The following is a 23219-nucleotide window of genomic DNA, read 5'->3' as shown; positions in this document are numbered from 1 at the left end:
ATCGCGATTGATCACGACCGTTGCCGACTCTCTGAAAATCCGATAAGAGACCATTCGTTTTAAGGGCGATTCATGCTTCAGACTCGATGCTGTGTCGTGGGTGGCGGGCCGGCGGGCCTGATGCTGGGGTGCCTGCTGGCCAGAGCGGGTGTGGAAGTCATTGTGCTGGAAAAGCACGCTGACTTCTTCCGGGACTTCCGAGGAGACACGATCCATCCTTCGACGCTGGAACTGCTCCATGAACTCGGGCAGTTAGACGCCTTCCTGAAAATTCCGCATCAGGAATACTCGCAACTGGAAGTCATTCTGAATGGCGTGCTGGTGCATGGGCCTGACTTTTCAACCCTCCCGACAACGTGCAAATTTCTGGCCATTGCCCCTCAATGGGACTTCCTGAATTTCATTGCCGACTTCGCAAAACGCTACCCCACGTTTCATCTGATGATGAGCACTGAAGGGAAAGAACTGATCCGTGATGGCGAACAAATCACGGGCGTGGTTGCCTATCAGGGCGAAGAACGGATTGAAATTCAGGCTGATCTGGTGGTTCTGGCCGATGGCCGGGCATCAATACTGCGAGATCAGACGGGCCTCAAAGTGAACGAAATCGGCGTGCCGATTGATGTCCTCTGGTTCCGACTTCCCAAAACCATGGAAGATCCGCAGGGGCATGTGCTGGGGCGTGTCGGGCACGGTCAGATGATGGTCACCATTGATCGCGGAGAATACTTCCAATGCGGCAACGTTATCGCCAAAGGTGGCTTTGAAAAGATTCAAAGCCAGGGGCTGCAAACATTCCGTGAACGAGTGACCGATCTCGCCCCCTTCCTGAAAGACGCCACTGAAAGCCTGCAGGACTGGAACCAGGTGAAGTTGCTTACGGTACAGATCAATCGCCTGCCGCAATGGGCGATTCCCGGCTTGCTGTGTATTGGAGACGCGGCGCATGCGATGTCGCCCGCGGGCGGAGTTGGTGTCAATTTCGCCATTCAAGACGCTGTGGCTACGGCCAACCTGCTGGCCGAAAAGCTCCATGCCGGCCCGGTCTCGCTGGACGATTTGAATACTGTCCAGCATCGCCGGGAATGGCCGGTGAAAGTCATCCAGCGTCTGCAATCGTTTGCCCATCAGCATTTGTTCAATCCGGAACAAGGCTTCCAAAGCCGGGGGATCGGCATGTACGCCTTCCGGTCGATGGTCTCACTGCTGGGGCCCATCGTCCGCCGCCGCATGGCCAGACTCATCGGCCTTGGAGTACGCCCCGAACACATCCAGACCAAAGAAGCCCCCTGACGGTGCCCTCGCGGGCTTCGTGGCCCCCTTGCGGGGTTTGGGGCGGCGTATGAGGGTCAGTTGTTTGTTCACGAATGGGTCTTACTCTGCCAGCCCCTTGCGGGGTTTGGGGCGGCGTATGAGGGTCGGTTGTTGATCCACGTTTGGGGCTTACGCCGCCAGGGCACCAGCCTTAATACTGTTTCGCGCAACAAAGGGCCTTAGGGTAGAGAGGCTTCGTTTTGGGTGCACCTCGCAGGTTGAGGTCTTTTTCGCCTGTGATTCCGGACAGAAGGCTCTCCATCGGCTCGGTCAGGGCCACCCTTTGCCAATGGGGAGTCATTCCCATTGGCGGAAGCGCCGATTGTGGACGCTTCCCTCGAATTCGAGACTGACAAACAGTTCATCAAAGGTGAGTTGCTCACGCAAAACACTTCTGATCAAAACTGAATGTTTTTTATTGGCACTTATTCATTCGCCACTTCTTGTGACGGGGGAATGCCAAGACAATCACGTCTGATTCAGCCCAACACTCTGAATCAGACAGGCCGACGGAATGTTTTTCAGCGAGGGTGACTTCGTGGAAGGATGTTTCGTGGATTGGCCCTGATCGATGCTGGAATTTTCACGGCCCCCGATTACTCGCCAGAATAGTCGGGGGCCACTTTCGTCCCCTTGCGGGGTTTGGGCCTATCGGCCGGGACGTCGGCTAAAGATCCGCGGCCCCGTTGTGGCCGCTCTTTCCTTGCGCCTTGCGGGGTTTGTGGGGCGGTGTTAGTTTGTAAGGTTGTAGGGAGCTGGTGGGTTGCGCAATGCCTTAACCCACCCTACTGTTTAATAACGGTCTCTGGCTACTTGAACGTTGGGAGTTGGTGCATTACTTAGATACATAAAATCTACTTTTCGATAGATAGTCGATGGTAGTGATTATGAGGACGGATTGAGGGATGTTGAAAGTTCGACTCACCCTCACCCCGGCCCTCTCCCAGCGGAATGGGCGAGGGGGAAATGCCCTCACGGGGTTTGGAAGGCGTATGGGGGCGGTTGTTCATTTACGCTCGAGTCTTGCGCCGCCAGAATGAGATTACAGACACGCCTGGAGAGATGCTTGGCAGTTTATCCCGTCCCATGCCAGGCGGCCCATTGTCCAGCGGGCGTTAATATCCTGTAGAGGACGGACGGCAGTCTCGCGACTCCCTGTTTGTCGACTCCGGAACTGCATCGCATCGATTCCCACTGGCCCGATATAGCCAAGGTCGGACATTTTCTGGATGACTGGCCGCTGAAATTCAATTGTCGGGCGCCAGCGTTCGATTTCAAATGCTGACCTCAACGGCCGGCTGTGCGTGTATTGTCCTTGCGGCGTACAAATCAATTCCGTCACACCCACACATTGAGGGGCTTGATTCCAACCAATCTGCCACTGCACTCCCACTTCAGCCACACGATCTAGCCAACGCTCGCCAATGAGCACTTCGCCCGCATTCAAAATTCGCTCACACCATTGAAGCTGATTAGCCTGAGGCGCTTTTTGTCCCAGAATCCGTTGGCGTCCTGACATACCGAATTCCGCTTTTATCACCCAGGCCGCTTCGCTCTCAACATGAGACTTCAGCCAGTCTTTGACTTCAGAGAGGCTGCTCAGGCATTGGGAGATCCCGTCATCAGTCGGGCCATCCAAGGTTAGCACTTCGCCGTATTCCCGTTCCTGTTGCCACGAAAATTGACGAGAGTTCAATCGTTTGACCACATCAAGTGGCGGAATGTCGGTGTGGATTCCCTCACGTTGAATTTGGATCTGTGCCAATGCGTCGTAAGCGGGCTGCGACCAGCCCCAGGGTTCAAAACGAAACTCATCTTTCACTCGTGAAAATTCAGCCAGAACGTCCTGGATTCCCAGAGCGATCAAGACGCCCGGGGGAACGGCGAGTGGTGGCGGTGTTCCTTCCGGTAACCAGATCACATCACCAGCCTGAGCCACCCTCAACCAATGAGACGACAAACCACTGAATAACCCCAATAACGAACGCGAGGGCCGGAATTTTGCATCGACTAACTCATGCTCAAAGCCAAAATTGCAATAAATGATCCGGCGCATTTCGACCTGCTGTTTACTGAGCACTACTCATACGAATCGCAACTTGAAATAGCGCGTCGACGATCGCAAAAACATGCTTGCCCAAAGCTGCTGCAAGCATGGCACACAGAGCGCTCGATTAACCAACACGAAAATCGCCGGTCGGCATCCGAGTCGTGGGAGCAGCCGGTCCATCCTTTGAGGGATTAAGACCACTCCGCAAGTTGCGGCCAATCGCTTCTTGCAGCAATCGCCCCAGTTCTACCGAGATTTCCTTGCGCAGCGCCTGATACTGTTGAACATAGGACTGTGACTGCGAGACGTTCCCTTTGAGGCTTTCAATGACAGCCAGGCCCGCCAAACCATGAGCACGCAAGGCGGGATCCTGTTCGCCTTCACGCAGGAATTGATGACAGATTTGCTCGGCTTGCGGCAAACGATCCGACTTCAAATAGATGATCGCCAACTGTTCCCGCGCCCGGCGCGTTTCTAATTGAGCATCCGGGAAATAGTCGATCACACTTCGCCAGGCGGCTTCGTCATAGCCACGGGTCAGAGCATAGTAATACTGAGCTTGTGCGGTCTCCTGCTTGGGAAGCCGGGCTGTTTGCGGGACAGGTTCTAAAAAGGGATTGGGCGTCCGCATCAGCCATCCCACACCGGCAGAAGCTGACCCGACGATCAGCATGGCTCCGCAGGTGAGCAACGCATGTCGCAGCAGCTTTTGGCGTTGGCTGCGGTGCATGGATGGGGTCTTCGTGGGAAGATTCAGCGGCTTATTGTCTGGCACCTCGTCGCGACTGGCAAATTGACGGCTGATTTGCTTCAACTCAGCCAGAATGGCACCTGCATCGGCCGGACGATCTTCCTTCTTTTTTGCCATCATCCGTTCGATCAACTGAATGAGTGGCTTCGGAAGATCAGGCCGAAACTCACTGATCAGCGGCGGCGACACATTCAAATGCTGAACTGCGATCGACAAGGCCGTCTCTCCCTGAAACGGCGGACGCCCACAAAGCATGTGAAAGCACAGAACTCCAAACGAATAGAGATCGCTACGAACATCGAGCGGCTTGCCATTCACCTGCTCGGGACTCATGTAAAGGGGCGTGCCCATGGTGACACCAACCTGGGTGAGTTCGACTTTCTCGCCGGGACGTGTCAGTTGGGCCAGACCGAAGTCGGCGACTTTGGCTTCCCCCTTACGGGTCAGCAGAATGTTCTCGGGCTTGATATCGCGATGGATGATTCCTGCCGCACCGGCCACTTGCAGGGCTGAGGCAATCTGACGCATGATTTGCAGCGCGGCCCCCGCTTCCAGGGCACCGCGACGAACCAGATACTCCTTCAGGTTGCGGCCCTGCACGTATTCCTGGGCGATGAACTGAACACCATCCGCTTCCCCAATGGTATAGACCTGAACAATGCTGGCGTGATTCAAGCCTGCTGCCGCTTTGGCCTCCTGCTGGAAGCGCTTGAGGTACGTCTGATCCTGCACGAACTCAGGTCGCAAGACTTTCACAGCTACAGAGCGTTTCAAAGAAATCTGTTCGGCCAGGTAAACCTCGGCCATGCCACCGCGGCCCAGGCGTCGGATCAACTGAAAATCGCCCAGCTTACGTTGAGAAAGATCGAAAGAGGGAGCTTCGGCAGCGTCTGACATTGCAGGAAATCTTTTATCGAGCGAACTCAGTTCTGGCAGAGAATGTGGCATCAGCCACTGTGTCTTCGTCAGCCACAGTGTCTTCGTTATCGCATACTCGCCTACCTTGCCGCCAGTGCTACTGTTCCGCCTTCAGAGTTTGTCGATGAATCGGCCCGATGGGAGTTTGCGACCAGCCAGTGCGCATCGCTGTCACATCGCAGGGTCTGCTGAAAGAACGATTCCGGTCAGGTTACCGGTTTCTTCAGCAAGAGCAATCTGGTAAGGAGTGATATGGCGCCGCATTGGCCTGAGATCACTCCTCATGAAAGAGACTCCATGGATCTGTTGACAACGATTGCCGGGTCGATGATGGAAGGATTCTTCCCCGCGGGATGGGATCTGGCCCGGATTGACCGCTGTGTTGACCCTGACCCGACGACGCTTGCTGATCGTCAAACGTGGTGGCACAAATCTTTTCGACCGGTCGAGTGCACTTCGTTAAGTGATTTCGACACCTATATGGGACACGAGATTGCACTGACGATCAGAAACGCCAAAGCCGCTGGCCGGCAAATTGCGATGATCCTTCCTGTTGGGCCGATGGGGATGTATCGCTGGGCGGTCTACTTTCTCAAGGAATGGCAAATTTCGTGCGATCACGTCCATGGATTTAACATGGATGAATGGAGCGATGCCCAGGGCAACACCCTTCCCGCCACTCATCCGGGAGCATTCCAGTTCGCCATGGAACAGGCGTTTTACGGGCCGCTCGGCAAGCTGACCGTTCCCAAGAAGCAGCGGAACTTTGCGACAAAAAAGAATCTTCCCACCTATCAGGAAAAGTTCTCAGACCTGAAAGCCAAAGGGGCGATGCATGTGGTGGTTTTTGGTGTGGGGCGGGTCTGTCACATTGCCTTCTGGGAGCCTCACTTCGCGGCGGAATTCAACAGTGATCAAGAGTGGAAAACCCAGTCTCATCGGCTGGGAGCCAAGCTCCATCCGTTGACAATCGAGCAGAATGCGCTGACCAGTTTCAAAAGCCGGACAACGCTGGTGCCGGCTTATGCCAACACGATCGGCCCGGCGTTGTTTCTTGGGGCAGACCATATTATTGGCGGAGCCGACGGAGCATTTTCGCGAGGCATGCAGTGGCAAGGGCTTTCTCTCTGGATGACCTTTCGGCATGAACCGACACCCTGGATTCCTTCGACCTATATGACCACTCAGCCTGGGAAGTTTTTCTACTTGCAGGAACTGGCCGGCCCTCTGACTGCCGATTGCCAATAAACTCATCTGATCTCTATCACAAACCCACCAGTGAGCGACTCCATGACCACCCTGCTTCGGTTCACCTTTGCCGGCTTATTTGCCTTATTTCCGTTAATTCTCCGGGCTGAAGGCCTGCCTCGCGCAACGCCAGAATCGCAAGGCGTTTCTTCGGCTCAGATCCGCAAGTTCATTGAAACCGCTGACAAATCGATCAACACGTTGCACAGTTTCATGCTGATCCGGCATGGAAAAGTCGTGGCAGAATGCTGGTGGCAACCGCAAACACCCAGTACGCCACATGTGCTGCATTCGCTGAGCAAAAGCTTCACCTCGACAGCGATTGGCTTTGCGGCCAGTGAAGGAAAACTGAGTGTGGATGATCCGGTGATCAAGTTCTTTCCGGAACAGTTACCTGCGGAAATTCCGGACAACCTGAAAGCCATGCGTGTGCGTGATCTGCTCACTATGTCAACGGGACATGAAACCGAGCCAAAGCTGATCGGTGGGCCAGACGATTCGGGGGTCAGAATGTTCCTGGCTCATCCGGTTCCCCATAAGCCGGGGACTCACTTCAAGTACAATACCCCCGCGACTTACATGCAGTCGGCTATCATTCAGAAGGTGACGGGTGAGAAACTGATTGACTACCTGCGGCCTCGCCTGTTCGATCCCCTGGGTATTGAGAACCCGTCATGGGCCAGTAGTGCCGAAGGCATCAATTACGGCGGTTTTGGCTTGATGCTCACGACAGAAGACATCGCTCGCTTTGGCCTCTTTACGCTCAATCAAGGGCGTTGGAATGGTCAGCAACTCTTGCCGGCCAGTTGGGTCAAAGAAGCGACCTCAAAGCATGTCTCTAACGGCAGCGATCCTCAAAGTGACTGGCAGCAGGGGTATGGTTATCAATTCTGGCGGTGTCGGCATGGAGCCGTTCGTGGTGATGGCAAAGATGGCCAATTCTGCATCATGCTGCCTGAGCAGGATGCCGTGATCGCGATTACGGCGCACACGGGCAATATGCAGGCGGAATTGAATGTCGTCTGGGATCAGTTGCTTCCCGCTTTCCATGAAGCGGCCCTGCCCGAGAATCCCGAAGAGGTCGCTCGTCTCAAGGAAGTCAGTTCTCAATTGGTTGCGGGGCAACCGGCAGGTGCCAGCAAGCTGCGGCTCAGTGAGACGATCCCCAGCAAGATCCTCAAGAAAGAGATGAAATACTCCGTCTATTTGCCCGCTGGTTACGAAGGTTCCACTGAGAAATATCCCGTGCTTTACCTGCTGCATGGTTTTGGTGATGACGAAACCAGCTGGCAGAAAAAGGGGAACATGCAATCGATTGCAGATGCCACCATCGCAGCCCGGCGGGCGATCCCGATGATCATTGTCATGCCTGACGCCGAGAAGAAATATTACCTCAATAGCGTGATGGGTGATTATCAATACGAAGACTACTTCGTCAAAGAATTGATGCCCCATATCGAGAAAAGCTATCGCACAAAAAATGATCGAATCGACCGGGCTGTATCAGGGCTTTCCATGGGTGGGTATGGCAGCCTGCTTTATTCACTCCACCATCCCGAATTGTTTTCTTCCTGTTACGCCATGAGCGCCGGTGTTCGTTCGGATGAAGAAATGCGAGCCATTCCGTTTGAAGAGTTCAAAAAACGATATGTGCCGGCTGTCGGTGATCTCAAAGAAGGTGACGAACGCATTACCGAATTTTATAATCGTAACAGCGTTCTCTATCTGTTCCCCAAGACACCGCTGGAACAACTCAAAAACACTCGCTGGTTCATTGATTGCGGCGACGATGATTTTCTCTACAAAGGGAACTCGCTCCTGCATATCACGCTGGGCGACCTGAAGGTCAAGCATGAATACCGGGTTCGCGATGGGGGCCACAATTGGACTTACTGGCAACGGTCTCTCCCTGATGCAATGGAGTTTGTTTCGCAAGGCTTTCAAGGAAAAAAGTAATCTTTGTGCCGGAGAGAAACGCTGGTCATCATGAAGATGCCTGTCATCCGGAACGGGCATCTCCATGGGGCGTCTTTTTTGATGTTCCGTGCGAGAGAAGTGCGAAAGGTTGAGTGAGAATCTTCCCGAGTCTGGGCCAAACCCGATTCTCTCCCTTTTCCAAGTTGGAAAACTGGCATAGAATCCCCGTTAGTGACAATTCAGGCCGCGCAGTACCTTCGCAACGTGGGAACATTGATTTGAGCGAGTTCGTTGAACCATTGGGAAAGCGAATTCTGATCCGTAAGGACGAGAGCAAGCAGAAGACGCGCGGGGGGATTGTTCTGCCCGATCAGGCGGAAATCCCGACGATTACAGGTCGTGTGGTTGAAATCAGCGTTCTGATCGAGCGGGATCTCGACTTTCCGGTGAAAAAGTACGACAAGGTTTTGTTCCATCCCAAGAACGCGATCCCTGTTGATTTTGAGCCGGATAATTTGCTTTACGTCGTGCCGATCGAAGATGTTGTCGCCGTATTCCGGCGGTCGGAACCCGTTCGCCCGACGAAAAAGTCGAAGGGGAAAAAAGACGTCGACCCGGATGATCTTAGCGAATAACGCACCGGTTCAGTGACTAGCCGGTTCAGGAGCCATGGATGTCGACGCACGAATCTCCCGCGAACGCAGCCGGATTAAAGTCTCCTCGTTTGACCGCTTGGCGATGGGTCTGGCCGCTGGCCACGATTGGCTTGGCCGCAGTGATCCAGGCTCTTCCTGCGCTTGTCATGGGGGAAGACCGCACTGTCTTTATGATGACGCTCGTCTTTCTCCTGCCGACGGTGTCGCTGTCGCTGATCCTCTGGTGGCTGATTGGTTCCGGGTTCAGCTGGCGAACGCGAAATCTCGGCATCGCTGGGCTTCTGGTCATGGCCTTCACGATGGTTGCGGTCTTCAGAATCGAGGGATTCACAGGCGAGATGTTGCCAAGGATTGTCTGGCGATGGACACCTTCCGCCGAGTCGGTGGCACGCAGTCAACAGGCAGCGTTTGTTCCCAAGGCAGCAACAGCACCGATCAGCGAGACCCCATTGATCGCTCATGAAGGTGACTGGACGCAGTTTCGCGGGCCAGATCGCTCGGGCATTCTGCATGGTGTGAGCATTCCGCTTTCATGGAGTGAAGACCATCCTCCCAAAAAACTGTGGGGGAAATCAATTGGGCTGGGGTGGTCGAGTTTTTCAGTCGTGGGTGATCATCTCTTTACGCAGGCGCAACTCGATCAGGAAGAACAGGTCATTTGTCTTGATCTTCAAACATCCGACGTGATCTGGAAGCACACGGATGGAACCCGTTTTTCTGAAGCCATGGGTGGCGATGGCCCGCGAGCAACGCCTACCTTCCATGAAGGCCGACTCTATACCTTGGGAGCAACCGGTGTTCTCAATTGCCTTGATGCCGCCACAGGGAAACGATTCTGGACAACCAACATCCTCAGTGATGCCAAGGCCACGAACATCCCCTGGGCCATGGCCGGTTCACCCCTGGTGGAAAATGGGTTGGTGATTGTGAATCCGGGGGGAAGCGAAGGTCGCTCGATCGCCGCCTATCGGATCACTGATGGGAAGCCTGTCTGGACGACGGGGGACTACGAAGCAAGTTATACCGCTCCTCGCGCAGAAACCATTCATGGCGTGCGACAGATTCTGGTCTTCCATGCAGCGGGTCTCTCGGGGATTGTGCCCGAAACTGGGCAGGAACTCTGGATGTTTCCCTGGGAGAACCAGCCCAAGGTCAACGCCTGCCAGCCGATTGTGCTTCCCGATCAATCGCTCTTTCTTTCGTGTGGTTACACCGTGGGGAGCGCCCGAATTCAGTTGACTCCCGCCAAGCCTCAATGGCAGATCAAAACGGTCTGGAAAACGAACAAATTCCGTTTGAAGTTCAATGATGCGGTACTCAAAGACGGCTTTCTCTATGGGCTGGATGAAAACCGGATCGCCTGTCTGGACATTGAAACGGGGAAAATCAAATGGAAGGGGCCGCCCTACGGCTATGGCCAGGTATTGCTGACAGACAACGCTCTGGTTGTCAGTTGTGAAAATGGCGAACTGGCCCTGGTCGAGCCAACACCCGAGAAATTCCATGAGATCGGCAAGTTCCGCGCGCTTCCCGATGCAACCACCTGGGCGCACCCGGTGATTGCTCACGGCAAGCTTCTGGTTCGCAATAACCTGGAATTGGCCTGCTATGAAGTCACGCCAACTACATCAAAATCGCAAGCCCCCTAAACGCAATGACACGAAACGCAACTTGAAATAGTGCGTTGACGATCACAAAAGCATGCTTGCTCAAAGCCGCCGCAAGCCTGGCATGAAGAGCGCAATTTCAAATTGGAATGCGTATGACACGAAACGTGACCACCCGAAATCATCACACGAAAATGTGCGTTCTGGCGGCGTAAGACCCATTCATGGATGAACGACTGACGTACATACGCCGCCACAAACCCCGCAAGGGGGGCTATTCGACGAGCAGGATGGGTTCGATGTTTCCTGTTGGTGCGTCGACTCGGCCGATGAGGGTTTCTTTCCCGGTATGGTGCCCCAGAACGGCTCGGGGGTATTCGGTCGATTTCAAACTTCGGTAGATCAGAATCTGGAAGTCGCCCAGTTTCAGACGGTAGCCGGCGGCTTCGTCAGTTCGGACAATTCGCGAGTCTTCTGTCACGGTCAATTGACGCCAGACGGCAGGCCGTTTGAGCAGCTTTGAGTCCCACACCACAACGATTGGTGCGTAAATCGCCTTCCCTTGAGCGACATAACGGCAAACGAGTTGACCATCGATGGCCTCAATCTGGTGTGGCGTGGAGTAGAGTTTCTCCTGTGGCAAACCGAGCGGGAAAATGCGGGCGACCAGTTTGCCTTGCTGCTTGAGCAACCATTCACGGGTGAAACGATCAGGCTCAATGACCAGATCCTGCCCGAGCGGAAGTGCCGCTTTCAGGATGTACTCTCCTGCTGTGGAGCCTCGCAGCGTCTCACCGAACAAGGCAAATCCCTGCTGACGGGATAAAAAGACTTGCCGCTCGAGTGATAGCTTTTTCGGCCCCAACATCTGCAATTCGAGATAGTCGCCGTCTTCATCCGTATTCCAGCAGACACACGACCAGCTTTCGGCCAAATCGAGCACCCCCTCGGGGGTGATGGCTTCAATCCCGCTGGCTCCCCGCAGGAGTGTTACCGCCCCGGCTGACAGATCGATGTCCGGCCAGGGACGATGATAGGTCACAGCGCAAGCGGCAGCAGCCACATCCCAACTGGCTCGCATGGCGGCAGTGTGTGCCCAGTCCGACTGACTGGAAGGCCACTCTTCGCTTGCGACCTGAGCACGGCTGCCAGGCCCGCTTTTTGAAACGGAGGATGCTCCATTGGCAATCGTCTGTGCTGCTCCTCCCGGCGGAAAACTCAGGCATTTCGCAGCAACCTGGTAAAGATGTGCGATCGCGATGGATTCTCGATCAGCATGAGCCAGTCGGCCATCTTTGCGAATTAAACGTGCCGCTTCCTCCAGCACCAGCACCAATAATTCACGGTGGTTTGTGGAAAGAAGACTCTTTGCTCGGCTGAGTGTTTTACTGAAACCAGGGGAGACCAGCGTCACATAAGACATAGCGCGAACATGCACCGCCAGCCATGATGGCAGAATGGGCAGCAATTCCGCATGCGGTGTGCCGTCGGTATCGACATGAGCCGCCAGATCTTTGGCCAGCGCTTTTGCAGCCGCTTCCAGTAAAGGTTCGCAATCGACGAAGTCCCGATAGATCAATCCGCGAAGCAACTGGGCTTCATAGAATGCCGCCACAAGATCCGGGCGATCTTGATCCGCAGGGAGCGTAGAGGCTTCATAGCCGCGACTCAACAGGATCGGAAAGTCGCCGGATGGAATCTGTTGAGGGAAGCGGTAAAGCAGTTCGAGCGCGACAAGTTCTTCAGCCAGAGTGAATGGTCGATTTTTGCCGTGAGTCGCCAGCAAGCGGGCAGGCTCATGGATCGTCCCCATTTTCACCCCCGACCGTCCGGGCTTGTTTGCCGTTCGGGTGGTTGGCCCGCGCTTTGTTACCGGCCGGAAGACCTGTGAAAGCGCGCTTTCCGCAGCGTCTTCCGCCAGGGCCTCCCACGACCATCCCGCCAGTGGTTCAATCGTCCTAGTGACACCGGCCTTGAAAGATCCCCTTGTGACAGCCTTTGACTTGGAAGTGGCGGTCTTGCGAGACAACTGTTCTTGCAGTTCGTCAAACCAGACCGAGAGGCGATTCGACACGACCGCATGGCTGTAAGCTGCCCGCAGTGCCGGCAACCAGGGAATTCCTGCCCCCATCAACTCCAGCAGGGTGTCCTTCGCCGAGTCATTGAGAGCAACAGCCTCACCGATGGTCGGAACGGCTGACTGGCGGGCAGACGCTTCGCCGCGAGAGGATTTGTTACCCGTTGAGATTGACCGGGCAGAAGCAGATCGCGTTTTACGGACAGGCAAATTCATGAGTTTCCGTCGTTGCCGCATGGGTATCAGAAGGGAAACAGTTTTGAGAACAGGCGGTTTCTGCCAGCTTTCAAAAACAGCATTGTGTCAATGAAACCTTACCCGACGAACAGGCCCCTGGCGCGAGGTGAGTTGCCGCGTGCCTGGGATGACCGGTCTGTCGGAGGAATCGGAAATCATTCCACGCCAGGCATCTGAGGCCGGGCCTTGGGTAATGTGGGCAGCTTTCCTTGCCTCAGTTGAGTTTGCAGACGATTGGTTTGCAAGTGGTGGCTGCTGGATTTCGTCAGAGACAGAGAGTGAACAGTAGAAATCACCTGTCTTTCCCTGGCTCGTTCGTGCTGATCTGGTGGTAAAGTTTCTTAAGCAGTTCCCTCAAATGTCAAACTGTAACGGTTGTACTCAAGTTAACGCAGGCTTTCCGTCGATCCTTGCTGATGAGTGTCGTTCCCTTGTCGAGGAACGTCGTGAAAACCGGCAAAACCTGCGGATGATGTCATGCTGTACGGCCTCTATCTTTCTGCTCAGGGAGCAGAATCGCAGGCCATGCGACAAGGTGTTTTGGCTAACAATCTGGCGAACGCGGGAACTAACGCGTTCAAGGCCGATACCGCTGTTTTCCGTGCTTACTTTCCCTATGACGTGGCTCATGACGAACCACCGCGTGCTCCTGATTCCATCAATCTGGAAACGGGCGGAGTGGCGGTCGACGGAACCATTACCAACTTTTTGCAGGGTTCTTTGAAGGCTACGGGAAAGTCGACCGACGCAGCTTTGATGGGCGACGGCTTTTATCAAATACAAATGGGGAATGAAACGCTGCTCTCACGTGACGGCTCATTTGAATTGAACTCGGAAGGAATTCTGGTTCATGCGGGAACGGGTGCTCCCATGCTGGATCCTAACGGCGGGGAAATCACCATTCCTCCCGAAATGGTTGATCTGCAAATCAACGAAGCCGGCGGTATCTCTGGTGTTGGGCCTAACGGGATCACCGTCCCTTTAAGCCAGCTGGCTGTGGTGGTGCCGACTCGTCTGAATGAACTCATGAAGCGCGGCGATGGGATGTATTCCACCCGGTTGCCGGTTGCTCCGGCTCCTTTAGAAACACGGGTTCGCCAGGGGTTTGTGGAAGCGTCTAATGCCGACCCGATGCAAGGCACGATGGAACTGATCGAAGTGTCTCGTGGCTTTGAATCAAACGTCAATATGATGCGAATGCAGGATGAAATGCTGGGGCGACTCCTGCAGGCAATCCCCCGGCGATAACATGAACAGCAAGCATAAATAACGGATTTTCGCGGCAGTCAGTTTTTTATTGAACCATCTTTTCAAGGACGATGCCCATGCTGTACCGCGCGATGTATACGGCGGCCTCAGGCATGCAGGCCTATATGTTCAACCTCGATACGATTGCCAACAACCTGGCAAACGCGGGGACGAACGGCTTCAAACGCTCCCGCACCGACTTTGAAGACCTCTATTACCAGTATTATAAATTGCCTGGCACACAGGATTCTTTAGGAAACTATACACCGATCGGGACAGCAGCTGGTCTGGGTGTGCGTGTTGCAGGAACTCAGATTGATTTCTCTCAAGGCTCATTGCTGGAAACTGGTCGTCAGCTTGACATGGCCCTCACTGGCGATGGTTTCTTTCAGGTTCGCGGCAACAACCAGACTTTCTATACCCGTCGCGGTGAATTCGCCTTAAATCCTAACGGGGATATGGTACTGGCTTCGGCAGATAAAGGCCGTCTCCTCGACCCGCCCATCAACATCCCTCCCGACACGGTAGAAATTGGCATCTCGGCTGAAGGGATCGTCACGGTCATTCAAGCTGGCTCTACTATTCAGAACCAGGTGGGGCAGATCCAGACAGCCCGATTTATTAATCCGGAAGGTCTCTATCAAATGGGAGAGAGCCTTTACGCGATCACGGATGCGTCGGGCCAACCACTCATCAGCAATCCGGGCGATCAGGGACTGGGGTTGATTCGGCAAGGCTTTCTGGAAATTTCTAACGTTGAACCGGCGAACGAACTGGTCGATCTCATCAAAACACAACGCAATGTGGAACTCAATAGTCAAGTCGTTCAAGCATCGGATCAGTTATTGCAACTCATCGCGAATTTAAGACGGTATTAATGACTGAAGAATAAAGAAAGCACAAACTTAAAAGGGCAACTGCGTAGGGTGCATGGAGTTCTGACGGAATGCACCAGCCTTTGCAATTCACACCGAATTGGTGCATTGGCATGCACCCTGCGAATGGATTGAGTAGGCATCGCGAGAGTTATTCGAGCAGCATCGCCAGGAGATCAAGGATGGCTCCCCCACAACACCTCATTCGCCCCCTTGTGTCATCACTGATGGCGTTCTGTCGGTACGTCCTGTTGATCGTCTTTACTGTCGTGACTTCTCTCGTGGGAAATGCGGCAGAGCCTCAAGTGAATTCTGAAGCTGTGATCTCGAAAAGAGTGATCCCGAAAGCCGTGATCAGCCTCAATGAACGAGCGGTGACCAGTCGAGCGCTTATTCAATTGGGTGACGTGGCGGAAATTCATGCCAGTCATCCTGAATTTCAAAGCCAACTCCAGGCGATCTCCCTAGGCCCTGGCCCTGTCGCTAACCGACCGATCATGATCGATCACGTGCAGGTTCATCAAAGGCTGGTGGCGGTGGGGATCAACCTGTCGCAGATTGAATTTTCAGGAGCCAGTCGCACGATCCTTTCAAATGCAGCCGTCATCGAAGAACGGCCTGCGACTGTGACTGCCAGTCCGATTGTGCAGGTTTCTGCGACTGTGGCTGAACCTCCCAAGCCCCGGATTGACCGCGAAAAGATCAAAATCATGCTCGCGGAATCGTTTAAGAAAGAATACCGCTGGGCCGATCAATCAGCGATGCCCACTGTGAAGCTGACTCCCCATGAAGAGACGCCGACAGAGACCTGGGCCGCGCTGGCAACCGCTGCAACGGTTCATTTTCTGGATGACAAATTGCAGGATCTGCCCGAGCAATGGGTGATGGCGACGGTGCAGGATTCAGCGAATGGCACTCCTCTGCCAGTCAAAATCCGGATTCAATTGATCCCTCAGGTCAAGCAAGTTGCTTTCCGCCGGGCGATGCAAAAAGGCGAAATCATTCAACAAGCCGATCTCATGTGGCAGGTTTCCTCAGCTCAGACTGAGCGATACACGGATCCTGGGCAGGTGATTGGCATGGAATGCCGCAAAGCGATTCGAGCAGGTGAATTCGTCCTGTCGTCGGATCTGGCGTCGGCTCCGCTGGTTCGCAATGGCGATATTGTCACGGCTTCACTTCGCGTGAAAGGGATCGTCATTCGCGGCCAATACAAGAGCCTTTCGACGGCAGCCCGCGGAGAGAGCGTCACGCTGGTCTCCCTCGATGATGTTCGCGAGCGTGTGTCGGCGGTTGTCACCGGATGGCATGAAGCGGCCATCACAGCAACTGGCCCAGGGAACGCGATGGCAGGAGACGGGAAGGCTTCGCGCGGAGTTCAACTGGTCAATTCGAGTCGGATAAATGAATCAGGATCAGCATCATCCGAAGCTTTGCCCCATGATCGAACAGGGGGTGGGAAATGACTCACTGTAAATGCCCGACCGGGGCGTGGACATGCTGGGGTTTAGTGACGTTCGCCGGCTTGACGATCAGCTGGCCCGAAGCGGCTATGGCACAAGGCCCGCCGATCATCACCCCGCTCTCCGACACACGCGTTGAAGACTATTCGCTGATCTATGTCGAGCCTCCGCCCCTGCCCCCGGAGATCAAGGTTCACGACATCATTACGATTCAGGTGGACGAGAAAGCGGAAGTCATCGTCAACAGCCGCTTCAATCGGCAACGCAACGGAGCTTACGTGGCTCAGCTCAACGAGTTCGTGAAATTCGGAAACAACTTCAATCTGCTCCCTGCTGCTCTCAACGAGCCAGCCATTGAAGGCAATCTGACCAACCGACTGCAAACCATTGGCCAGCTGACTGACCAGGAAGGGATCAGCTACAACATCGCCGCCACTGTGGTGGATGTGCTCCCCAATGGAACGATTGTTCTGGAAGCGCGAAAGTCGATTCGTACGAATCAGGATTTTTTTGAATACCGGCTGGCTGGCCGGATCGATCGATTGGCCATCCTTCCCAACCGTACGGCACGCTCGGAAGACATTGCAGAACTCAAGATCGAACGTACTCAGAAGGGAAAGGTTTACAACAGTACCAAGACCAACTGGGGCACCAATATCCTCGACATTATTTCCCCGTTTTGAAAGGGGAGTTGCTGGTGGGGAGTTGCTAATTGTTTTCCAACTTCCCGTGAATCGCTTCCAACGAACAAATCAACATCGGCATCGCCATGTCACGTCTCTTCATCGTTCTTCCGCTGCTTTTGGCTTGGGTTTGTGCGCCCGGTGAAGCCCAGGCGCGTGTGCGGCTGGAATACTTCTGCACGGTTCAAGGACAGCAGGAAGTGCGGCTGACCGGGTTAGGAATGGTCGTTGGTTTACCGGGGACGGGTGATGGAGCCAAAAACGCTCCGACTGTTCGAGCCTTACGGGCAGCGATGGCGCGGTTAAACCAGCCTGTGCTGGATGCGGAAATTCGCAATGCCGATGGCGTGGCGATTGTCATGGTCGAAGCGATCATTCCCCGAACAGGTCTTAAACGAGGACAAAAGATCGATTGCTTCGTCAATGCGGTGATGGGTGCCAAAAGTCTCCGAGGTGGCCGACTGCTCAGCACACCGCTGACAACCGCCGATGCTCGTAATCAACTGGTGATCGGCGTAGCCGGCGGGGCGATTGTCGTCGATGACCCCGCACGCCCCACCAGCGCACGAATCACACAAGGTGTCGATCTTGTTCAGGATGTCACAGCCCTGTTCCTGAGCAAGCAACAGGATCTGGTCACACTGCTGATTGATCCCGCTCATGCCAGTTTCTGGACAGCCAGCGAAGTGGCCCGTGTGGTCAACAGTGAATTCACTTTTGAAGCGGCCGGCAAGTCCATTGCGAAGCCGACCGGGCCGGGTTCTGTCGAAATTATGGTGCCTCAGCAGTATCGCCAGAATCCGGTGGAGTTCATCGCACAAGTGCTGGAGGCTGGCATTGATACCCCGAACACCCAGGCGCGCGTGGTGCTGAATCCCAGGACGGGCACGATCGTGGTCACGGGCGAAGTAGAGATCAGCCCCGTGATCATTTCTCACAAAAGCTTTGTCGTAGAGATTGGTGCTGATGATCCTCTGCTGACAGGGCCGGATCCGTTTATTGGACTGATTGAAAACCCTGGGCGTCAGTCGCCACAGCACCTTAAAGATCTGGTGGAAGCTCTCAATAAGCTCCGTGTCCCGACAGCCGATGTGATTGACATCATTCGCGAACTGCACTCGACAGGCAAACTCCACGCCGAGTTCATCGAGAAGTAACGCTCAAGTCATTTCAGGAATCCCCAGCCGTGAACGTGGATGCCCCCACAACACTGAAGCCTTTCCAGATGACGCCAACGGCGAAGCTCTCGCCTTTGAATGAAACCACGGGCAAAAAGAACATCAGTAACGAGGAACTCAAGACCCAATTCGAGGAAACCGTTGGGACGATTTTCTATACCCAGATGATGAAAGCCATGCGGTCGACCGGAGGGCAGACCAAGTATCTCAACGGCGGTCAGGCGGAAAAGATGTTCCAGTCACAACTGGATGAGGTGGTGGTGGACGCTCTGGCCAAGCGGGGCGAAAATCATTTCGCGGATGGAATGTTCAATGCGTTTGATGCAGGCCTGCATGGCGGCGTCACACAGGGCAGCATCACTCAAGGCGGGGCGTTAAAGTCTGCCAATTCCGCAAGCTTTACCGGGTCGGTATCGATTAACGACCTGACAATGCCTTCCCGCCCTGCAAAATCGATGGGATCGCACCAACAGGAATTTTCAGAACAACTGACAGAACTCGCACGGCAGACACAAACCCTGCGAGAAGCGTCTCAGGCACCATCCGGAACCACAGAGTTCCTTCCCATGATCCGAAAGTAACGATGGAACCATCTGCGCCTGACATGAGGCGCAGCCATCGCCCTTTGCCAGGATCACGCCATGTCGACCACGGACGGTCGCCGGCTGATGAACGAACTCATCGAGTCGTTTCACAGCTTACAACAGCAGCTCCATTCACTGCTTGAAGCCAAGTGGGCCGCACTGGTCAGCAATCGCGTGGATGATGCGGAAAAACTTCTGCCTCGGGAACAGTTACTGATCCAGCAACTCCAGTCCAAAGCGGCTGAGCGGGAGTCACTTCTGCTTTCACTCCGTCAACAGGGGCACGCGGTTGAATCGCTGCTCGATCTCGCACGCTCGGCAGGCGATCAACTGCTGGTGGCCCGCGCTCAGGAAGTCCGGGAACAAGCCACCCGCTTACAGCAGTATTCATGGCAAATGTGGATTCTCACCCAGCAGGGGATCCGGCATCTCTCCCTGATTGTGGAAACGATTGCCTGTGGGGGAAGCCAGAAAGCGACCTATACCGGCCCCGCAGGCTATGAAACTCCCGAACGGACGCACAGCGCGCTTCTTGATGTGAGTCTTTAATGCCGTCTGGTGGCCTATTGCCGCCTGATGGTTTCGTGTGCTGTTTCAGGCTCAGTCATGTCCTCCGCGTGCGGATTTGACGACTGGTTCGACAGAAATTCCTTCTTAGTGACGGTACACCAGGAGTCCTCTGAATGTCACTTAATGGAGCATTGGCTGTCGCTTCACGTTCGCTGGATGTTTTCACAGCCGGCGTGCAGGTGGCCAGCAACAATATCGCCAATGCGAACGTTCCGGGCTATGTCCGCGATACGATGTCTCTGACCCCGGCCGGGTCATACGGCAAGGGGGCATTGCTGCTTGGCAGTGGTGTTTCTGCGATCGGGATCAAGCAGCAGCTGGATAGTTATCTTGAGAGCCGGATTCATTCGGCCAATACGGAAGCGGGGACAACGTCTGTCAAAAGTTCGGTCTGGACGCAATTAGAAACGGCACTGAATGCCTTGGGTGATGATGACTTGTCCTCGGCTCTCAACCAGTTTGTGACACAGTTACAAACGCTTTCCGGAAGTCCTGATTCGACCGGTCAACGACAGATCGCGCTACAGTCCACGCAGGGAATGGTTGACCAGATCACCTTCCTGCGACGCACTGTCGACGGTATGCGTACGACGCTCAATGATCAGATTGTGTCGCAGGTGGACGAAGCCAACCGGTTGATCAATCAAATTGCCGAATTGAATCCGAAGATCAGTGCACTTGAGGCGAACGGCTTAAATCAGAGCGATGCCGGTGCCATGCGAATTGAGCGACTGAATGCCATTAATCGGCTTTCGGAACTGATGCCTGTCAAAGCGATTGAACGCCAGTCAGGCCAGGTCGACCTCTATTCCGGAAGTGAATATATCATTCTGGATGGGCATACCCAGAACTTGCAGGTGGTGCCCGGTACGGATGGTAATTTCGGTGTTCTCAATGTTCAAACCACCATCACTCGCTCTGCAGTCGGAACAGCTGGCGGAGCGATTAACGGCTCTATAGCAGCTCGTGACGAAATTCTGGGCGGATTCACCAAGCAACTCGATCAGATGGCATCGGGTTTGATTTACGAAGTCAATCGCATTCATAGTCAGGGAGAAGGTCTGACAGGATATTCCCGCGTCACGGGAACTTATGCTGTCAACGATGCCAGTGCGGCTCTCAATTCCCCGGCAGCGGGGCTGTTTTTCTCGCCCCAGCATGGGAGCTTCACACTCAAAGTTCAGAACACGGCCAGTGGTGAAGTCACTGAAAGCGTCATCAATATTGACCTGGATGGGATTGGTGCGGAAACATCACTCAATGATCTGGTGGCTAGCCTTAATGCCGTGGGACAGGTCTCGGCACTGGTCACGGCTGATGGCAAACTTCAAATCAGCGCCACCCCCGGCTATGAGCTTCGCTTCGGAAACGACTCCAGTGGCGTTCTGGCCAGCTTAGGAGTGAATACGCTATTTACGGGTACTAACTCCGGGGATATTGCCTTAAATCAAACCGTGGCCGGCAATCAGAACCTGCTGGCCACAGGACAGGGAGGTGGTGCTGGCGATTCCAGCAATGCGGCCCTGCTGGCAAAAGTGTTGACCGTTGGCTCAGACAGGCTTAACGGCTTGTCGATTACACAGTTTCAAGACAACCTGATCGGCGGCGTTGCTCAGTCATCAGCGGCCGAACAGGCACTTGACAAAGGTTTCTCGGGCTTTCGCGATTCGCTGCTTACCCGGCGCGAGCAGATCTCGGGGGTCAGCCTCGATGAAGAGACACTCAATATTATGAACCTGCAACATACCTATCAGGCAACGGCCCGCATTATCAGTGTGGTCGATGAACTGTTTAATGTCCTGCTAAATATCTGAGGAAGCTTCTCCAGAAATGGTAGCAGGAATCGGGAACATGCCTTTACGGGAGAACCGTCAGGGTCGCAAGAATTGAGGGATGAAGATGTCGTTCGGACAAATCGGTGTCGGTCGTATTCCGAACAGCTTGCTCTATGGCAAAGCCGGATCTGATATTCAGTCTGGCACCTATCTGATGTCCAAGCTTCAGGAGCAGATCAACTCACAGAAGCTTTACACGCTGATGTCAGAGAACCCGACGGCCACCCGCCAGGCGACATCGCTTCAATCACTGTTGGAGCGTGTTCAAGGCGTCCGTAGCCAGCATACATTCAATCAGGGGTATCTCAGTGCAGCAGACAATGCGCTGGGCACGGTTAATGATGCCGTCATCAAGGCCAAAGGACTGTTGCAAACCGGGATTGGATCAACCACGACTCCCGAAGAAAAAGTGGGGCTGGCTGATGAAGTCGCATCACTGATTCAAAGCGCACTTAATGCGGCTAACACGCAATATCAGGATCGCTATCTCTTCAGTGGAACCGCCACACAGACCCAGCCATTTGAGCGAATCGGTACAACAGTAGCCTATCATGGTAACGATGGAACGGTGAAGGCTTTTGCTGATCTCGATCAATCAATTTCAACGACCGTTTCGGGAGTGAAAGCCTTTGGCGGAGTTTCACAATCTCCCGTGTCGTCCCTTTCACCAGCCCTGGAAATGTCGACGCCGCTCACCTCGTTGAAGCAGGGAGCGGGAGTTCATTTCACCTCGATCAATATCACGGTTGATAATGGCACACCGATCAATCAAACGATCGATCTGAGCACGGCCCGCACCGTTGGTGATTTGAAACTACGAATTGAGCAAGCGTTTGCGGGCGAAGCGGAAACGGTGACGGTCGAGATTGACCCGCTCAGCCCCACTGGTCTGCGGATCACGCCATCCAACGGCACCATCGCGATTTCTAACACTGGAAGTGGAACGACGGCGACTGACTTGCGACTTGCCAGCGGCCCTGTGGCCGCGATCCATGGAGGAAACCTCGCACCGGCCATCACGTTGCAGACCAGTGTGGCCAGTTTGAATGGGGGAGCAGGGATTGGTGCCACGCCGGGAACGGGCCTGCGGATTGTGAACGGTGACAAAGTGAGCGTTGTCGATCTCGACGGAGCCGCAACGGTTCAGGATGTGCTTCAAAGAATTCGTGCCGCTGATCCTCATCTTTCCGCAGAGATTGACCCCAGTGGTTTAGGAATCACCGTTGGCACACGACTGAGTGGTGCCAATTTTTCGATTGGAGAAAACGGCGGCACCATTGCGGCTTCGTTAGGAATCCGCACCTTCTCGGGTGAAACTCCGCTGGCTCAACTCAATCTGGGAAAAGGTGTCCCTTTTACGGTTGGCTCACCAATCAGCATCACCCGCAGGGATGGAACCACGACTGAAGTCGATCTGTCATCAGCCCGAACCGTGCAGGATGTGCTGAATCTCTTCAACGCGGCTGACCCTGGTGTGCTTACGGCATCACTCAATGCCACTGGAAACGGGATCTCTCTGACTGATTCTTCGGGGGCTGGCCCACTCACCGTGGCAAGCAGTGAATCGGCGATTGCCCTGGGAATTGATGGCAGCGATAACAATGGAGCGACAGGAACGCTCGCTGGTCGCGAAGTGAATCCTCAACGTACAGAAGGGGTCTTTGACCTGCTGGCGTCGCTGGAAAAGGCGTTGCGTTCAGGTGACAACGCTGAACTTGCCCGCCTTTCCCCCCTGCTTGATCAAGCTTCCGGCCACGTCACGATCATGCGAACCGAAGTGGGGACTCGCCAGCAACTCATGGATCAGATTGGCGGGCGCCTCGATGATCAGAATCTGCTGACGCAAGAGACGCTCTCGATGATCTTTGATACGAACCTGCCGGAAACAACAACCAAGCTGTTGCAACTCCGGCAAGTTTATGATGCCAGCCTGCAACTGACGGCCCAAACACTGCAAATGAGTCTGTTGCAGTATCTGTAGCCGCTATCGACGTGGGATCTGGTCACT

17 protein-coding genes are annotated in these 23219 nt (G+C 54.5%); 14 read left to right on the top strand and 3 right to left on the bottom strand.

From position 1 onward, the window contains the following. Positions 1 to 72: 72 nt before the first annotated feature. On the top strand, positions 73 to 1293 hold the full coding sequence (locus tag SH287x_RS02930; RefSeq protein ID WP_479516949.1) for an FAD-dependent oxidoreductase: 1221 nt from the start codon (positions 73 to 75) through the stop codon (positions 1291 to 1293). Between the two features lie 1063 nt (positions 1294 to 2356). On the opposite strand, the gene SH287x_RS02925 is transcribed toward SH287x_RS02930, so the two are convergent. Then, entirely contained in the window at positions 2357 to 3370 is a 1014-nt protein-coding gene (locus SH287x_RS02925) for a hypothetical protein (RefSeq protein ID WP_479516948.1), read from the bottom strand. Positions 3371 to 3488: 118 nt separating this feature from the next. Then, the gene (locus SH287x_RS02920) at positions 3489 to 5012 is read right to left on the bottom strand and encodes a serine/threonine-protein kinase (protein WP_479516947.1); all 1524 of its coding nucleotides are present in this window, start codon (positions 5010 to 5012) and stop codon (positions 3489 to 3491) included. A gap of 318 nt (positions 5013 to 5330) precedes the next feature. Between SH287x_RS02920 and SH287x_RS02915 the strand changes: the two genes are divergently transcribed. From SH287x_RS02915 to SH287x_RS02900, 4 genes are all read left to right on the top strand, one after another. After that, entirely contained in the window at positions 5331 to 6281 is a 951-nt protein-coding gene (locus tag SH287x_RS02915) for a 6-phosphogluconolactonase (protein WP_479516946.1), read from the top strand. A 42-nt stretch (positions 6282 to 6323) separates the two neighbouring features. After that, the gene (locus tag SH287x_RS02910) at positions 6324 to 8237 is read left to right on the top strand and encodes a serine hydrolase (RefSeq protein WP_479516945.1); all 1914 of its coding nucleotides are present in this window, start codon (positions 6324 to 6326) and stop codon (positions 8235 to 8237) included. A gap of 239 nt (positions 8238 to 8476) precedes the next feature. Further along, positions 8477 to 8833 carry a co-chaperone GroES gene (locus SH287x_RS02905; RefSeq protein WP_479516944.1) on the top strand — a complete coding sequence of 119 codons (357 nt, stop codon included), beginning with the start codon at positions 8477 to 8479 and terminating at the stop codon, positions 8831 to 8833. A gap of 38 nt (positions 8834 to 8871) precedes the next feature. After that, positions 8872 to 10503 carry a PQQ-binding-like beta-propeller repeat protein gene (locus tag SH287x_RS02900; RefSeq protein ID WP_479516943.1) on the top strand — a complete coding sequence of 544 codons (1632 nt, stop codon included), beginning with the start codon at positions 8872 to 8874 and terminating at the stop codon, positions 10501 to 10503. A gap of 232 nt (positions 10504 to 10735) precedes the next feature. On the opposite strand, the gene SH287x_RS02895 is transcribed toward SH287x_RS02900, so the two are convergent. Further along, a complete protein-coding gene (locus SH287x_RS02895) occupies positions 10736 to 12754 on the bottom strand; it encodes a hypothetical protein (RefSeq protein ID WP_479516942.1) in 2019 nt (672 codons plus the stop codon). A 498-nt stretch (positions 12755 to 13252) separates the two neighbouring features. On the opposite strand from SH287x_RS02895, the gene SH287x_RS02890 reads away from it, so the two are divergent. The 9 genes from SH287x_RS02890 to SH287x_RS02850 all read left to right on the top strand — a co-directional run bounded on the left by SH287x_RS02890 (position 13253) and on the right by SH287x_RS02850 (position 23192). Beyond that, positions 13253 to 14023, top strand: coding sequence for a flagellar hook-basal body protein (locus SH287x_RS02890; protein ID WP_479516941.1), 771 nt, complete (start codon positions 13253 to 13255; stop codon positions 14021 to 14023). A gap of 77 nt (positions 14024 to 14100) precedes the next feature. Continuing rightward, positions 14101 to 14901 carry a flagellar basal-body rod protein FlgG gene (gene flgG, locus SH287x_RS02885; protein ID WP_479516940.1) on the top strand — a complete coding sequence of 267 codons (801 nt, stop codon included), beginning with the start codon at positions 14101 to 14103 and terminating at the stop codon, positions 14899 to 14901. Between the two features lie 179 nt (positions 14902 to 15080). Then, positions 15081 to 16364: a flagellar basal body P-ring formation chaperone FlgA gene (gene flgA, locus SH287x_RS02880; protein WP_479516939.1), complete on the top strand. Its 1284-nt coding sequence runs from the start codon at positions 15081 to 15083 to the stop codon at positions 16362 to 16364. Continuing rightward, positions 16361 to 17044 (top strand): flagellar basal body L-ring protein FlgH, encoded by a 684-nt coding sequence (locus SH287x_RS02875; RefSeq protein WP_479516938.1) that lies wholly within the window; start codon positions 16361 to 16363, stop codon positions 17042 to 17044. The genes flgA and SH287x_RS02875 overlap by 4 nt, the downstream gene beginning before the upstream one ends. A gap of 86 nt (positions 17045 to 17130) precedes the next feature. Next, positions 17131 to 18201, top strand: a complete 1071-nt coding sequence (locus SH287x_RS02870) for a flagellar basal body P-ring protein FlgI (protein WP_479516937.1) — start codon at positions 17131 to 17133, stop codon at positions 18199 to 18201. Positions 18202 to 18230: 29 nt separating this feature from the next. Next, complete coding sequence (locus SH287x_RS02865; RefSeq protein ID WP_479516936.1) at positions 18231 to 18803, top strand: rod-binding protein; 573 nt, start codon at positions 18231 to 18233, stop codon at positions 18801 to 18803. A gap of 60 nt (positions 18804 to 18863) precedes the next feature. Beyond that, positions 18864 to 19355, top strand: coding sequence for a flagellar export chaperone FlgN (flgN, locus tag SH287x_RS02860; protein WP_479516935.1), 492 nt, complete (start codon positions 18864 to 18866; stop codon positions 19353 to 19355). A 134-nt stretch (positions 19356 to 19489) separates the two neighbouring features. Continuing rightward, positions 19490 to 21190, top strand: a complete 1701-nt coding sequence (gene flgK, locus SH287x_RS02855; protein WP_479516934.1) for a flagellar hook-associated protein FlgK — start codon at positions 19490 to 19492, stop codon at positions 21188 to 21190. A gap of 85 nt (positions 21191 to 21275) precedes the next feature. Next, positions 21276 to 23192, top strand: a complete 1917-nt coding sequence (locus SH287x_RS02850; protein WP_479516933.1) for a flagellin N-terminal helical domain-containing protein — start codon at positions 21276 to 21278, stop codon at positions 23190 to 23192. The last annotated feature ends 27 nt before the right edge of the window (positions 23193 to 23219 follow it).

Source organism: Planctopirus sp. SH287, from assembly GCF_056500625.1.
This window is presented reverse-complemented; position numbering and strand designations above follow the sequence as displayed.

Coding starts and splice junctions, on each gene's coding strand:
- flgK (WP_479516934.1), top strand. CDS start 19,490: ATGTCACTTAATGGAGCATTGGCTGTCGCTTCACGTTCGCTGGATGTT.
- flgA (WP_479516939.1), top strand. CDS start 15,081: ATGGCTCCCCCACAACACCTCATTCGCCCCCTTGTGTCATCACTGATG.
- SH287x_RS02910 (WP_479516945.1), top strand. CDS start 6,324: ATGACCACCCTGCTTCGGTTCACCTTTGCCGGCTTATTTGCCTTATTT.
- flgG (WP_479516940.1), top strand. CDS start 14,101: ATGCTGTACCGCGCGATGTATACGGCGGCCTCAGGCATGCAGGCCTAT.
- SH287x_RS02850 (WP_479516933.1), top strand. CDS start 21,276: ATGTCGTTCGGACAAATCGGTGTCGGTCGTATTCCGAACAGCTTGCTC.
- SH287x_RS02925 (WP_479516948.1), bottom strand. CDS start 3,370: ATGCGCCGGATCATTTATTGCAATTTTGGCTTTGAGCATGAGTTAGTC.
- SH287x_RS02870 (WP_479516937.1), top strand. CDS start 17,131: ATGTCACGTCTCTTCATCGTTCTTCCGCTGCTTTTGGCTTGGGTTTGT.
- SH287x_RS02895 (WP_479516942.1), bottom strand. CDS start 12,754: ATGAATTTGCCTGTCCGTAAAACGCGATCTGCTTCTGCCCGGTCAATC.
- SH287x_RS02920 (WP_479516947.1), bottom strand. CDS start 5,012: ATGTCAGACGCTGCCGAAGCTCCCTCTTTCGATCTTTCTCAACGTAAG.
- flgN (WP_479516935.1), top strand. CDS start 18,864: ATGTCGACCACGGACGGTCGCCGGCTGATGAACGAACTCATCGAGTCG.
- SH287x_RS02900 (WP_479516943.1), top strand. CDS start 8,872: ATGTCGACGCACGAATCTCCCGCGAACGCAGCCGGATTAAAGTCTCCT.
- SH287x_RS02930 (WP_479516949.1), top strand. CDS start 73: ATGCTTCAGACTCGATGCTGTGTCGTGGGTGGCGGGCCGGCGGGCCTG.
- SH287x_RS02875 (WP_479516938.1), top strand. CDS start 16,361: ATGACTCACTGTAAATGCCCGACCGGGGCGTGGACATGCTGGGGTTTA.
- SH287x_RS02915 (WP_479516946.1), top strand. CDS start 5,331: ATGGATCTGTTGACAACGATTGCCGGGTCGATGATGGAAGGATTCTTC.
- SH287x_RS02890 (WP_479516941.1), top strand. CDS start 13,253: ATGCTGTACGGCCTCTATCTTTCTGCTCAGGGAGCAGAATCGCAGGCC.